We start from the raw sequence: 14,005 nt of genomic DNA on the forward strand, positions 1-14,005 counted from the left end.
GCCGCTGAGGTCCGGTCCTTGGCCGTGCGGGTCAGTTCACGATGAACGGCGGGTGAATACGTTTTCCTCCAAGACCCGCTCCGTGAAGCGGGATGAACGAGGAGGCAGGCCCGTGAAGGAAAGCCAGTTGGAGACGTGTGTGATCGGGGCGGGGCCTGCCGGGCTGGCGGTCGCGAGGGCTCTGGCGGAGCGGAATCTGCCGTACACGCACCTTGAGCGGAACACCGGCCCCGGCGGTATCTGGGACATCGACAATCCCGGCAGCCCGATGTACGAATCGGCCCACTTCATCTCCAGCAGGACCCTGTCGGGGTTCGGCGGTTTCCCGATGCCCGACCACTTCGCGGACTACCCGCCGCACCGGCAGATCCTGTCGTATCTGACGTCCTTCGCCGACGCGTACGGGCTGACGGAGCGCATCGAGTTCGGCGTCGAGGCAGAAAGTGTCGAGAAGAACGCGGACGGCACCTGGACGGTCACCCGGTCCGACGGCCGGGAAAGCGTGCACGGGCAGGTCGTGGTGTGTACGGGCTCGCAGTGGCACCCCAACATCCCCGAACTGCCTGGGGAGTTCAGCGGAGAGGTCCGGCACACCGCCGGCTATCGCAGCGCGGAGGAGCTGCGGGGCAAGCGGGTCCTGGTCGTGGGGGCGGGGAACTCCGGGTGCGACATCGCGTGCGATGCGGCCCGGGCCGCGGACCACGCGGTGATCAGCATGCGGCGCGGTTACTGGTTCATCCCCAAGCACCTGTTCGGCCGACCCGTGGACACGATCGCCGCCGGCGGCCCGAAGCTGCCGATGTGGCTGGAGCAGCGGGTCTTCGGTGCCCTCCTGCGGATCATCAACGGTGACCCGACGCGCCTCGGCCTGCAGAAGCCGGACCACAAGCTGTTCGAGACCCACCCGGCCATCAACTCGATGCTGATCCACCACCTCCAGCACGGCGATATCACCGCCAGGCCCGGGATCGCCCGCACGGCGGGCAGGACCGTGCACTTCACCGACGGCACGAGCGACGACTTCGATCTCATCCTGCTGGCCACGGGCTACGTCCACAAAGTGCCGGTCGCACAGAAGTACTTCGGCGACGAGCAGCACCCGGACCTGTACCTGTCGTCGTTCTCCCGCGAGCACCAGGGCCTGTTCGGCATCGGCTTCGTCGAGACCAACTCCGGCGCGTACCAGCTCTTCGACACCCAGGCACAGCTGATCGCCGGGTACCTCCGCGATGCCCGGCACCGGCTGCCGAACGCGGAGCGGTTCGCCCGCATGATCCGCGATGACCGTCCGGACCTGTCCGGCGGCATCAAGTTCGTCGACTCGCCCCGCCACACCGGCTATGTCGACAGCGGGGCTTTCGTGAAGTACCTGGGCAAGGTCGCGGGCGGGATGGGCTGGCGCACCGAGGGCCAGCCGCCGCCGGTACGGTCCCTGCGGCGCGCGGAGGCGGCGGCGTGAGCGGGTTCGACTTCTCCGACAAGGTCATGCTGGTGACCGGCGGTGCGGGCGGCATCGGCAGTGCCCTGTGCCGCCGCTTCGCCGAAGGCGGTGCCCGCTGCGTGGTCGTCGACATCGACGAGATTCGTGCCGGTAAGGTCGCCGCTGAGCTTCCGGGCGCCGGGCACAGGGGCGTTGGCTGCGACCTGATGGACCGCGTCCAGGTGGAGCGGCTGTTCGAGCTGGTCGCCGACTCCTACGGCCGCCTCGACGTGCTCGTCAACAACGTGGGCATGACCAGCGCGGAACGTTTCGACCTGCGCAGCGTCGAGAGCATCGAGCGGGAGATCACCCTCAACCTGACCTCCCCGCTGGTCGCGACCAGGATCGCGATCCCCTTGCTGAAGGCCTCCCGGGATGCCCGGGTGGTCACCACCGTCTCCCTCGGCGGGATCTTCCCGCTGGGCGAGACCCCGATCTATACGGCCTCGAAGTTCGGGCTGCGCGGCGCGATGCTCGCGATCGGCCTCGACCTGCGGAGTAAGGGGATTCTGGCCGGGTCGGTGCTTCCGTCTGCAACCGACACCCGGATGCTGCGCCAGGAGGCCGTGGACGGCGGCAATTCCATGCAGTTCCAGGACCGGCCCCAGCAGCCCGCCGACGTCGTCGCGGCCGTGGTGAGCCTGCTCGACAAGCCCCGCCTGGAGGCGTACCCGCGGCCCGGCGAGTCCCGCCTCGTGCGGCTCGCGATGCTCGTACCGAACCTGCTTCCCAGGATCCTCCCGCTGTTCCGCAGGCGCGGAGACCGCGGCATGGCCCGCTATCTCGACGAACTCAGGCAACGCGGACTGGCCCGCCGGACCGACGGACGCTGGGAGTTGGTGGAGAAAGCATGACCACATACGAGACGCTGCAGGTCGTCAACCCCGCCACCGGGGAGCCGATCACCACTCTGCCCGCCGCGAGCGCCGACGACGTCGTCAAGGCCGCCGAGCGGGCCCGGCAGGTCTTCGACGCCGGGGTGTGGTCGCGGCTGCGAGTCCGGGAACGCGCCGGGGTATTGCTGCGGATGGCCGACCTGATGGAACGCGACGCCGAGATCCTGGCCCGGCTGGACAGCGAGGACGCGGGCAAGCCGATCACCGAGTGCCGTACGGGCGACGTACCGGGCGCGATCGAGTCGATCCGCTGGTTCGCCGAGGCGGCCGACAAGGTCTTCGGACGGGTCGCGCCGAGCGGGCCCGACGGCCTGGGGCTCATGAGCCGCGAGCCGGTCGGGGTGGTGGCAGCGGTCCTGCCGTGGAACTACCCGCTGGCCATGACCGCGTGGAAGGTCGGGCCCGCCTTGGCCGCCGGCAACTGTCTGTTGGTCAAGCCCGCCGAGGCGACTCCGCGCTCGGCCCTGCACCTGGCCAGGCTCGCTGCCGAGGCCGGTCTGCCGGACGGGGTACTCACCGTGCTGCCCGGGTACGGTTTCGAAGCCGGGGCGGCCCTCGCCCGTGACCCCCTCGTGGGGGCGCTCTCCTTCACCGGGTCCACCGCGACCGGCCGCCGCATCCTCAAGGACGCGGCCGACAGCAACTTCAAGCGCGTCTCACTGGAGATGGGCGGCAAGAGTCCCCAGGTGCTGATGGCCGACGCGCTCGCCTACGGGGACGAGCTCATCGGCGACATGATCGAGGCCGCGTTCCTGACGATGGGGCAGAACTGCACCGCCGGCTCTCGCGTGCTGGTCCACCAGAGCATCGCCGATGAGGTCCTGGACCGGTTCATGGCGGCGGCGCGGCGACTCGTGATCGGCGATCCGGCCGACCCGCGCACGCAGCTGGGGCCGCTTGTCAACCGCGCTGCCTTCGACCGGGTCGTGGCAGCCGTGGAGGCCGCCCGGGCCGGCGGCGCCCAGATCCACACCGGGGGACTGCCCCACGGTCTGCCTCCGCGCGGCGCCTACTACCCGCCCACGGTGATCACCCGCGTCCCCGCCGGCAGCGACGTCCTCACCAAGGAGTTGTTCGGCCCGGTCGTCACCGTCCAGACCTTCACCACGGAGGACCAGGCGGTACGTATGGCCAACGCCACCGAGTACGGGCTCGCCGCGTCCGTATGGACCCGCGACCTCGACAGCGCATGCCGGCTGGCACGCGGCATCGAGGCCGGTGTGATCTCCGTGAACGCCTACAGCGAGGGCGACATCACCACCCCCTTCGGCGGCTGGAAGCAGTCCGGATTCGGTGGCGTGGAGAAGTCCACCAACGCCTTCGAACAGTGGACCCGGGAGAAGACGGTCTGGATTCGCACCCGCTGACCTCGGCCTCAGAAGCGGTCTGCACGCATCCGCTCGCGCAGGTGGACGGGGGAGGTGCCGTGCCAGCGGCGTACCGCGCGGCGCAGCGCGCGTTCGTCGGAGAATCCCGCCCGGCGGGCGATGTCGCGCAGCGTCAGTTCCGGGCGGAGCAGCAGCTGTTCGACGCGTTCGCGGCGTACTCCCTCGACGAGAGCCTCGTACGTCGTGTCGCAGTCGGCCAGCCGGCGGCGGAGCGTCCGCTCGCTCGTCGCGTGTCGCCGTGCCTGCTCGGCGAACGAGGGGATCGCCGGGAGGCTCTGGGCGACGGAGATCTCCAGAACCTCCAGCAGATCCTGCTGGACGCGGCGTGAGGCCAGCTGCGCGTCGAGCAGCTCCAGAGTCGACGCGTAGGTCACCGGATCCCGGCCGGGCATCCGGGCACGGGCCCAGGCCGGGTCGATGACCATGCGGTTGGCCGGGGCGCCGAAGCGGACCGGGCAGCCGAACACGGCACCGTACGGCTGGCTTCGGCGTGGTGGAGGAAAGGCGAACTCCACCACTCTGGGCGCGAACGCCGAGCCGACGGCCAGCCGGGACAGGGTGACCACGGAGGCGAGTCCTTCCTCGATCAGGAAGACGGCGACCGCCGGGTCCGTGGCCGGATCGGGGAGGTCGGCGCGCAGCACGAAGGCTCCGTCCTCCTCACCGATGCCGGCCGACCACACCACCATCGCCCCGGACAGGTTCTGGTATTTCACTCCCGTCTCGATAGCGTGCCGCAGAGTGTCGTCGGCCATCAGGGCGAAGCCGAGCAGGCCCCAGGCGGTCAGGTGCTGTGCCGCTCCGACCTTCAGCCCCAGGTGCTCGTCCCCGGTGAGCTCCAGCGCACGACGTATTACCGCGCTGCCCTGCCGGTACGACACCCTCAGTGCGGCGGAGCGCATGACCGTCTCGTCCAGCCCGACCTGCTCAAGCAGGGGTCGCAGATCGTTGCCGCGCTCGTCGGTGACCGTGACGAGATAGCTGAGGATGTTCGGTTGGATCGTCGCCGATGTGCTGCGGCTGGTCCCCGGAGAGTTCGCGGGGTCGGGGGCAAGGGACATCGCACTCACCTTCTCCTGGGCGACCACTGTATGCGGCCGGACAGCACCGGTCGCGTCGCTGGCCTCCGAAGTCCCCTGTACGGCCCCTGGCGTCCTGCGCTCGCGTTCCGCCCCTGGCTACGGTTTCCGCAATCTGCCCGCATCGACTGGCCGGCCGTCCCCACGCACACAGGAAATGAAGGCGCGACAGCATCATGTCCTTTAATGCATCATCCCGGGCTGGGTACGGGCGCCCGGTCTCAAAGGTCGGCGCCCGAAGGGTCGCCACCATCGCGTTCGCCGCTCAGGGCGCCTCCGTCGCAGCCGTGTACACGACCGTTCCTGCCGTCACCGAGCGCCTGGGACTGGCTCCGCTCCTGACGACCGCGTTGATGGTCGCGGTGGCCCTGATGGCAGGGGGCGGCAGCTTCCTGGGGCTGGCCGCGATCCGCCGAGCCGGTCCCATCGCCACGACGCGCGGGGCCATGCTCGCGGCGGCTGCCGCGCTGGTCCTGATCGGCTGGGCTCCTGGCCAGGCCGCCGTCATCTGCGCGTATGCCCTCTTCGGACTCGCTGTCGGTGCCCTCGACATCGGCGTCAACACCCGGGCGGCTGAGATCGAACGCGCCTACGGCCGCAGTGTTTTCGGCTCCTTCTACACGGCATGGAGCGTGGGCGGTGTGCTCGCGGCACTGCTCACCGCCGGGGCGGCCCGGTTGGAGTGGCCCGTGGCCGGCGACCTGACGCTGCAAGCAGGCATCGTCCTGCTACTCGTCTCCTGTATGCACACACACGCCCTCCCCGCCCCTGCGCCGCCCTCGGACGCCGTCGCGCAGCCGTCGCTCGGGCGCCGTCTGTGGGTCCTGCTCATTCCGTTCGGCCTGGTTCTCCTGGTCGTCTACGTGGTTGAATCCACCGTTTCGGCCTGGTCGGCTGTCTATCTCCGGCAGACTCTCACCGCCTCCCTCGCGGTCGCGCCGCTGGCGTACGCGGCCTACCAGGCCGGCACGGTCATCGGCCGAGCCGCTGCCGATCGGCTCGTACAGAAGCTCGGAGCGGTCGCCGTCGTCCGCACCGCGGCCCTGCTGGCCGCGGGCGCCCTGGCGGCTCTGGCCGCTGCGCCGAGCTGGCCGTTCGCCGTTCTCGCGGCCGGGGCGGTGGGCCTGGGGGCGTCCGTCCTGGCCCCGCTGTGTCTGGCTTCCGCCGCTCGGCTGAGTCCCACGGCCTCGGAGGCGGTCCTGGCACGCCTGAACCTCTTCAACTACGTCGGCGTCGTCACCGGCGGTGCCCTGAGCGGACTGCTCGGCTCCACCGGCCACTTCCGTCTCGCCTACGCGCTACCGGCCACTCTGGTGGTTCTTGTCCCAGCCGCCGCCCGCCATTTCACCCGGCCTTCGAACTCGGCCCGAATGGAGAGCCTCCCCCAAACACTATGAGAGGCAGATGCGGGCGATGCCCGACGGTGAAGGGGGTAATGAAGAGGTCCGGTACCGGAACTGCCCCCGCTGCTGCGGCTGAAGCCGCGCGGACGAGTGCGCTGACCGGAACACCCGGTCTGCCTCGCGCGCAACGAGTTGATCTGCGGCGTCTACCCGAAGATGTACGGGATCGACGTCCCCCGCCGTCGATCCCAAGGGCCTCGGCACCACCCAGGCGAAGAAGGCCCTGCGGAACGGCCGGGCTGAAGTGAGGGCTGGTCCGGCGGGCCGGGATTGTCAGTGCCACGCCGTAGGTTGCGGGCATGGGTGTCTATCTGGTCAGTATCGGTGCGCGGGAATGGTTCGGCGAGGACGACGAGGAGTTGGGCGAGGACGAGGACGAGATCGGATACGGCGAGCTCGCGTCCGCGCTGAACGGCGAGTTGCTGCGGCGCGGCCTGCCGCCGTACGCGTCCCTGCCCGAGGAGACGCCCTTCGTCCGGGGCTCCGGGATGGCGTTCGAGGAGAAGCTGGTCCCTCCGATGGACGGCTTCACCGAGCTGTGCCGGGTCCATCTGTCACGGGAGGAGACCGAGACGCTGTGTGGCTGGTCGGCGCTCGTGCCGATATCGCTGGACGACGAGATCTGGCTGCCCGTCGAATCCGGCTACACGGACTCGACGATGGTGGCCGGCGCTCCGCAGGTGCTCGCGATCGCGGAGCGGCTGGCGCGGATCCTCGACCTGCCGCCCGAGATACCGGCGACGTCCGACAACCTGGATCTGACCACGTGGTTCCTGGACGGGCCGGCGAAGGACACGGCCGCCGCCCGCCCGGGACCGTGGGCCGAAGACCTCGACGTGGCGTTCTACGTGGCGTTGTTCCTGCGTGCCGCCCAGCATGTGCTGCGCCGTGGCTGTCCGATCGTGTACTCCTGATCGGCCCGGAGCTCCGGCGTCCCCGCGTGCACCGGGCGCCGCGCGTACCGGGGGATCGGGTGTCCGCCGCCGGGGGAAGCCCAGGCGTCCGCGACCGAGTCGAAGTCGAACTGGCCGCGCGCACACCCCGGGCATCCGCGTCCACCGATCGCCGCAGGGCCTCGTGCAGCTTGGCCGGGGTGAGGACGCCGAGGAAGCCGGATCATGCCCGCACGCCGACCGCGCCCGTCATTCGCCGCTCACCAGCACCACCTCCAGGGTGCGCGGACCGTGCACCCCCTCCACCCGGTCCAGCTCGATGTCACTGGTGGCGGACGGGCCGGAGATCCAGGTCAGCGGGCGTGTCGGATCGAGGCGTTCCATGGCCTGCGGTACGGAGGCCACCACCTGGCCGGGAACCCGGACGACGCAGATGTGGTGGTCCGGGATGAGGGTGATCCGGCGGCGGCCCTGGTCCGGGCCGCCGTCGAGGACGATCGTCCCGGTCTCGGCGATGGCGAGGGCGCAGCCGGTCACCACGCTCGCCACCTTGTCGAGCTCGCCGGGCGTGCTCACGGCACGGTCGTGGACCCGGGTGGGATCCGCCGCCGACATCCACTCCGGCGGGAGCCCCGGCGGCACGAGCACGTACTGCGGCCCGCGTTCGGCCAGCAGCCGCATGATGAGGTACGGGAGCTCCTCGCCGGTGGTGCGGTGCACGATCGCCCGGTAGTCCGCCAGGTTCTCCGCGAGCAGGTCCACGGTCTCCGCGGCACTGCGCGCACCGTGTTCGCGCAGATAACTCCGGTCGACGGCCTGCTCGTACTGGGGGTCCCTCCCAGGTCGTTCAGGCACGGGGGGAGTGTCGTCCCGGGGGACGTCCGCGAGGGCCCGCCGCACCCGGCCGAGGATCAGATCCCTGCTGCTCACTTCGTCGTGTCCTTTCCGCCCCGCGTGCGCTGCCACCAGTCGCGGAACGACTCCGCCGGGACCGCGGGCAGATCGCGGGTCTCGCTCCACGCCCGGCCGGGGCCCGGCAGGGTCCGCGGGTGGAAGCGGCGGGTCCGGGACGCGAGCCGCTGCCCGGTGCGCAGCGCGCCGGGGTGGCTGAACGCCCATCGTGCCGCGCGCATCGCCGCCCGCTCGGCGGCGTGCCCCTTGGCCGGCTTGAGTACGACCGTGTTGCCGTCGCGCGTCGCCCGGCCTCCTTCGGCGATCCGTTCCCGCAGATGGACGAGGACCTCCGGGATGTCGATCGCGACCGGGCAGACCTCGTAGCAGGCGCCGCACAGCGAGGAGGCGTACGGCAGGGAGGCGTCGATCTCGCTCGCGGTGCCCCGGAGCTGCGGACTGAGGATGGCGCCGATCGGGCCCGGGTAGACCGAGCCGTAGGCGTGGCCGCCCGCCCGCTCGTACACCGGGCACACGTTGAGACACGCCGAGCAGCGGATGCAGCGCAGCGCCTGGCGGCCGACCTCGTCGGCGAGCGTGTCGGTGCGGCCGTTGTCCAGAAGGACCAGATGGAAGGTCTGGGGGCCGTCCCCGTCGGTGGTGCCCGTCCACATCGAGGTGTACGGGTTCATGCGCTCGGCCGTCGAGGAGCGGGGCAGGGTCTGCAGGAACACCTCCAGGTCCCGCCAGCTCGGCACGATCTTCTCGATGCCGACGACCGAGATCAGGGTCTCGGGGAGCGTCAGGCACATCCGGCCGTTGCCCTCGGACTCGACGACCACGAGGGTGCCCGTCTCGGCGACCATGAAGTTGGCGCCGGAGATGCCGACCTTGGCGCGCAGGAACTTCTCGCGCAGATGCAGACGCGCCGCCTCGGCCAGCTCGGCGGGCGAGTCGGTGAGCCCCTCGGGCGCCGGGCGGCCCCACTCGCCCATCTCGCGGACGAAGATGTCACGGATCTCGCCGCGGTTGCGGTGGATCGCCGGGACGAGGATGTGCGACGGCCGGTCCTTGCCCAACTGCACGATGAGTTCGGCGAGATCGGTCTCGTACGCGTGGATGCCCGCGGCCTCCAGGGCCTCGTTGAGCCCGATCTCCTGGGTGGCCATCGACTTGACCTTGACGACCTCGCTCTCGCCGGTCATCTTGACCAGGGCCGTGACGATCCGGTTGGCCTCCTCGGCATCGGCGGCCCAGTGCACGACGCCACCGGCCGCCGTCACCGACTCCTCCAACCGCACCAGATAGCGGTCGAGATGACGGAGCGTGTGGTCCTTGATCCGCTTGCCCGCCTCGCGCAGCTCCGCCCAGTCGGAGACCTCGGCCACGGCCTTGGCGCGCTTGGCGCGGATGGTGTGGGTGGCGTGGCGCAGATTGGCGCGCAGGGTGGCGTTGTGCACGGCCTTGTGCGCGGCCTTCGGGAAGGCCGGCATACCGACGAACGTTCCGCTCATGCGCGCGGCTCCTCTTCCGTACCCGCTTCCTTACTCGCTGCCGGACTCGCTACCGTGCTCGCCAGGATCTCCGCGATGTGCACCGGCCGCATGTCCGTCCTGAGGCGGCCCATCGTGCCGCCGATGTGCATCAGACACGAGTTGTCCGCGGCACACAGCACCTCGGCGCCCGTCGACTCGGCGTTGCGCACCTTGTCGGCGCCCATCGCCGAGGAGACGTCGGGGTTCTTCACGGCGAAGGTGCCGCCGAAGCCGCAACACTCCTCGGCGCCGGGCAGCTCCCGCAGCTCAAGTCCCCTGACGGCCTGGAGCAGTCGGCGCGGCCGGTCGCCGAGGCCCAGGCTGCGCAGGCCGTGACAGGTGGGGTGATAGGTCACGGTGTGCGGGTAGTACGCGCCGACGTCCGTCACCCCGAGGACGTCGACGAGGAATTCGGTGAGCTCGTACGTCTTCGGCACGACCGGCGCCAGAGTCCTGGCCAGGGTGTCGCCGCGCCCCTCCGCGCGGGCCCGCTCACCCATCCGCGGATACAGCTCCCGCACCATCGCCCCGCACGATCCGGACGGCGTCACGATCGCCTCGTACTCCCCGAACACATCGGAGAAATGCCGGGCGAGCGGCTCTGCCTCATGGCGGTAACCGGTGTTGTAGTGCGCCTGCCCGCAACAGGTCTGCCCCATCGGGAAATCGACGTCGACACCCAGTCTGGTCAGCAGTTTCACCACGGCGCGGCCGGTATCCGGATACAGCGTGTCGTTGACACAGGTCAGGAACAGTGCGACACGCATCGCAGCTCCTTGGTCTCGATCATCGGATGGGTGCAGGGTACGCGGCGGGTGCGCGACGGGGGAGGCAGCGCGCGCCCGCCGGACCGGCCGTGCGACAGGGAAGACAGCCCCCGCCCGCCAGATCGGCCGCGCGCTTCACGGGGCGTTTCACGGCGCGCCGAGCCTCGCCTCGGCCGCGCGCCACGCCGCCGTGTCGCCCCGCGGCTCGTAGCGGCGCAGGGGCTGGGTGCGGGCCACCAATGCGCGCATCTGCGCACGGTCGCCGACCAGTCGGTGCGCCCGCGCCTGGACGAGGACGTTGCCGAGCGCGGCGGCCTCCGCCGGGCCCGCCACGACCGGCAGCCCGCAGGCGTCGGCGGTGAGCCGGCACAGCAGCTCGTTGCGGGTGCCGCCGCCCACGATGTGCACGACGTCGACCGGATGGTCGGCCAGGGCCTGTGCCCGCGCGATCGCCCGGCGGTGCGCGAGCGCGAGGGAGTCGAGGATGCAGCGGGTGATCTCGGCGCGGGACTCGGGCACCGGCTGCCCCGACTCGCGGCAGGCGTCCGCGATCCGCGCCGGCATCCGGCCCGGCGCGAGGAACGCCGGGTCGCCCGCGTCCACGACGGAGCGCAGCGGCGCCACCCCGGCGGCGGCCGTGAGGAGTTCACCCAGGTCGGGGTGGCCCCATTCGCGTACGCACTCCTGGAGCAGCCACAGCCCCATGATGTTGCGCAGATAGCGGACCGTGCCGTCCAGGCCCAGCTCGTTGGTGAAGTTGGCGTCCTGGCTCGCCTCGGTGAGCACGGGAGCGTCCAGCTCCAGGCCGGCCAGGGACCAGGTGCCGGTGCAGATGTACGCGAACCGCTCCCCGGTGGCGGGAACGGCTGCCACGGCCGAGGCGGTGTCGTGCGAACCGACCGTCGTCACCGGCACCGGGCCGGTCCTCCCGGTCTCCTCCAGCACGTGCGGCAGCAGCGTCCCGGCCGGATCTCCGGGCCGGCGCAGCGGCGCGAACAGCCCGAGGTCGATGCCGAGCCGCTCCGCGAGACCGTACGACCAGTCGCGGGTCCGCGGATCGATCAGCTGGGTGGTGGAGGCGTTGGTGAGCTCGGTGCCCGCCTCGCCCGTGAGCCAGTAGGACAGCAGATCCGGGACGAGCAACAGGCGCTTCGCGGAGGCGAGTTGGGCGGAGGAGCGGGCGGCCGTCAGTTGGTACAGGGTGTTGAAGGGCGCGTACTGCAGCCCGGTCGCCGCGTACAGCTCGGCGGCGGGCACACTCGCCCACACCTTCTCCGCGACGCCCTCCGTGCGGGCGTCGCGGTAATGCACCGGATTGCCGAGCAGCGCTCCGTCCGCGTCCAGCAGGCCGTAGTCCACCGCCCAGCTGTCGATGCCGACGGAGTCGACCTGCCCGGCCTCGCGCAGCCCGTCGAGAACACCCGCGTACAGCGCCAGGATGTCCCAGCGCAGCCCGTCGGGGACCCGGACCGGCCGGTTCGGGAAGCGGTACGCCTCGGTCAGGTCGAGGGTGTCCGGGCCGACGCGGCCGACCATGACGCGCCCGCTGGACGCGCCGAGGTCGACCGCGGCGAAGGAGTGCGCGGAGTAGGTGTGCGCGGAGGAGGTGTGCGGGGTGCTCATCGACGTCATCGCAGGAACGCGGCGGCGACGCCGGCGTCGACCGGGACGTGCAGTCCCGTGGTGTGCGTCAGATCCCCGCCCGTCAGCGCGAACACGGCGTTCGCGACATGCTCCGGGAGCACCTCCCGCTTGAGGATGGTCCGCTGGGCGTAGAACTCGCCGAGCTTCGCCTCCTCGATGCCGTACGTCGCCGCCCGCTGCGCGCCCCAGCCGCCCGCGAAGATGCCCGAGCCGCGCACCACCCCGTCGGGATTGACGCCGTTGACCCGGATGCCGTGCGCGCCCAACTCGGCTGCCAGGAGCCGTACTTGATGGGCCTGGTCGGCCTTGGCCGCGGAGTAGGCGATGTTGTTGGGGCCGGCGAAGACCGCGTTCTTGGACGCGATGTAGACGATGTCGCCGCCCAGTTCCTGGGCGATCATCACCCCGGCCGCCTCGCGCGAGACGAGGAAGGAGCCGCGGGCCATGATGTCGTGCTGGAGGTCCCAGTCCTTCGCGGTGGTCTCCAGCAGCGGCTTGGAGATGGAGATGCCCGCGTTGTTGACCACCAGGTCGACACCGCCGAAGGCCAGCACCGCCGTCTTGAAGGCCTCGGCGATCTGTTCCTCGGAGGTGACGTCCACGCCGACGGCGACGGCCTTGTCGGCACCGCCGAGTTCGGCGGCGACCCGCTCGGCACCCTCGGCGTTGAGGTCCGCGATCACGACACACGCGCCCTCCGCCACCAGCCGCTCGGCGATGGCCCTGCCGATCCCGCTGCCCGCGCCCGTCACCAGCGCCACCCGGGTGGTCAGCGGCTTGGGCTTCGGCATGCGCTGGAGCTTGGCCTCCTCCAGCGCCCAGTACTCGATGCGGAACTTCTCCGACTCCTCGATCGGCGCGTACGTCGAGACGGCCTCGGCGCCCCGCATCACGTTGATCGCGTTGACGTAGAACTCGCCCGCCACGCGCGCCGTCTGCTTGTCCTTGCCGAAGGAGAACATGCCGACCCCGGGGACCAGGACGATCGCCGGGTCCGCGCCGCGCATCGCGGGGGAGTCGGGCAGCGCGTGCCGCTCGTAGTAGGCCGCGTACTCCACGCGGTACTCGGCGTGCAGCTCCCCCAGCCGGGTGAGCGCGTCGTCCAGGGAGGCGGTCGGCGGCAGGTCCAGGACGAGCGGCCTGACCTTGGTGCGCAGGAAGTGGTCCGGGCACGAGGTGCCGAGCGCCGCGAGCCTCTGGTGCTCGGCGCGGGCGAGGAAGTCCAGCACCTCGTCCGAGTCGGTGAAGTGGCCGACCTGCGCACGGTCCTGGGAGGCGATGGCCCGGATGTGCGGCGCGAGGGCGGCGGCCCGCTCGCGGCGGTCCGCCGGGGCGAGTGCCTCGTACCCCTCGACGACGGGTCCGAACGGTTCCGCCTTCCCGCGGTCGGCGAGGAAGGCCTCGGCGGTGCGGATGATGTGCAGCGAGTTGCGCTCGCACTCCTCGGCGGTGGCGCCCCACGCGGTGATGCCGTGGCCGCCGAGGACACAGCCGACGGCCCCCGGGTTGGCCTCCTTGACCGCCGCGATGTCCAGACCGAGCTGGAAACCGGGCCGGCGCCACGGCACCCACACCACGCTGTCGCCGAAGCACTCGGCGGTCAGCTTCTCCCCGTCCGCCGCGCAGGCGAGCGCGATCCCCGAGTCGGGGTGCAGATGATCGACGTGCGGGGCGTCGACGAGCCCGTGCATCGCCGTGTCGATGGAAGGCGCGGCGCCGCCCTTGCCGTGCAGGCAGTAGTCGAACGCGGCGACCATCTCGTCCTCGCGCTCGACGCCCGGGTACACCTCGGTCATCGCCCGGAGCCGGTCGAGGCGCAGCACCGCGAGCCCGGCCTCGGTGAGAGTGCCGAGGTCGCCGCCGGACCCCTTCACCCACATCAGCTCCACGTCGCCGCCGGTCACGGGGTCGGTGTCGGTGCCCTTCGCGGAGGTGTTGCCGCCCGCGTAGTTGGTGTTGCGGGGATCGGCGCCGAGCCGGCGCGACCGGGCGAGCAGAGCGGCGGCTTCGGGATGGGGTGCCATGTCCT

The 14,005-nt window shown here is 71.1% G+C and carries 11 protein-coding genes and 1 pseudogene; 5 read left to right on the forward strand and 7 right to left on the reverse strand.

The genetic code is table 11. The features are described 5' to 3' along the window. Positions 1 to 112 precede the first annotated feature (112 nt). Genes ABZX90_RS04480 through ABZX90_RS04490 form a run of 3 tightly spaced genes read left to right on the forward strand, consistent with a single transcriptional unit; the run spans position 113 to position 3,743 of the window. The gene (locus tag ABZX90_RS04480; RefSeq protein ID WP_355201417.1) at positions 113 to 1,459 is read left to right on the forward strand and encodes an NAD(P)/FAD-dependent oxidoreductase; all 1,347 of its coding nucleotides are present in this window, start codon (positions 113 to 115) and stop codon (positions 1,457 to 1,459) included. Further along, the gene (locus ABZX90_RS04485; RefSeq protein ID WP_355201419.1) at positions 1,456 to 2,334 is read left to right on the forward strand and encodes an SDR family oxidoreductase; all 879 of its coding nucleotides are present in this window, start codon (positions 1,456 to 1,458) and stop codon (positions 2,332 to 2,334) included. The genes ABZX90_RS04480 and ABZX90_RS04485 overlap by 4 nt, the downstream gene beginning before the upstream one ends. After that, positions 2,331 to 3,743, forward strand: coding sequence for an aldehyde dehydrogenase family protein (locus tag ABZX90_RS04490; RefSeq protein ID WP_351120225.1), 1,413 nt, complete (start codon positions 2,331 to 2,333; stop codon positions 3,741 to 3,743). The genes ABZX90_RS04485 and ABZX90_RS04490 overlap by 4 nt, the downstream gene beginning before the upstream one ends. Positions 3,744 to 3,751: 8 nt before the next feature. On the opposite strand, the gene ABZX90_RS04495 is transcribed toward ABZX90_RS04490, so the two are convergent. Further along, complete coding sequence (locus tag ABZX90_RS04495; RefSeq protein WP_355201421.1) at positions 3,752 to 4,825, reverse strand: AraC family transcriptional regulator; 1,074 nt, start codon at positions 4,823 to 4,825, stop codon at positions 3,752 to 3,754. A 305-nt stretch (positions 4,826 to 5,130) separates the two neighbouring features. On the opposite strand from ABZX90_RS04495, the gene ABZX90_RS04500 reads away from it, so the two are divergent. Beyond that, on the forward strand, positions 5,131 to 6,240 hold the full coding sequence (locus ABZX90_RS04500; protein WP_355201423.1) for an MFS transporter: 1,110 nt from the start codon (positions 5,131 to 5,133) through the stop codon (positions 6,238 to 6,240). A 305-nt stretch (positions 6,241 to 6,545) separates the two neighbouring features. Beyond that, positions 6,546 to 7,160, forward strand: a complete 615-nt coding sequence (locus ABZX90_RS04505) for a hypothetical protein (RefSeq protein ID WP_355201425.1) — start codon at positions 6,546 to 6,548, stop codon at positions 7,158 to 7,160. Positions 7,161 to 7,243: 83 nt separating this feature from the next. Here ABZX90_RS04505 and ABZX90_RS04510 read toward each other — a convergent pair. From ABZX90_RS04510 to ABZX90_RS04535, 6 genes and pseudogenes are all read right to left on the reverse strand, one after another. Beyond that, positions 7,244 to 7,362: pseudogene (locus ABZX90_RS04510) on the reverse strand (ABC transporter ATP-binding protein); the annotation flags it as partial. A 26-nt stretch (positions 7,363 to 7,388) separates the two neighbouring features. After that, a complete protein-coding gene (locus ABZX90_RS04515) occupies positions 7,389 to 8,069 on the reverse strand; it encodes a lactate utilization protein C (protein WP_355201427.1) in 681 nt (226 codons plus the stop codon). Beyond that, entirely contained in the window at positions 8,066 to 9,544 is a 1,479-nt protein-coding gene (locus tag ABZX90_RS04520) for a LutB/LldF family L-lactate oxidation iron-sulfur protein (RefSeq protein ID WP_355201429.1), read from the reverse strand. Before ABZX90_RS04520 ends, ABZX90_RS04515 begins: the two co-directional genes overlap by 4 nt. Next, complete coding sequence (locus tag ABZX90_RS04525; RefSeq protein ID WP_355201431.1) at positions 9,541 to 10,332, reverse strand: (Fe-S)-binding protein; 792 nt, start codon at positions 10,330 to 10,332, stop codon at positions 9,541 to 9,543. Before ABZX90_RS04525 ends, ABZX90_RS04520 begins: the two co-directional genes overlap by 4 nt. 147 nt (positions 10,333 to 10,479) lie before the next feature. Next, positions 10,480 to 11,955 carry a rhamnulokinase family protein gene (locus ABZX90_RS04530; RefSeq protein ID WP_355201433.1) on the reverse strand — a complete coding sequence of 492 codons (1,476 nt, stop codon included), beginning with the start codon at positions 11,953 to 11,955 and terminating at the stop codon, positions 10,480 to 10,482. A 5-nt stretch (positions 11,956 to 11,960) separates the two neighbouring features. Then, positions 11,961 to 14,000: a bifunctional aldolase/short-chain dehydrogenase gene (locus ABZX90_RS04535; protein ID WP_355201435.1), complete on the reverse strand. Its 2,040-nt coding sequence runs from the start codon at positions 13,998 to 14,000 to the stop codon at positions 11,961 to 11,963. Positions 14,001 to 14,005: the final 5 nt, after the last annotated feature.

Source organism: Streptomyces sp. NPDC002935 (genome assembly GCF_040611295.1).
Taxonomy (GTDB): Bacteria; Actinomycetota; Actinomycetes; order Streptomycetales; family Streptomycetaceae; genus Streptomyces.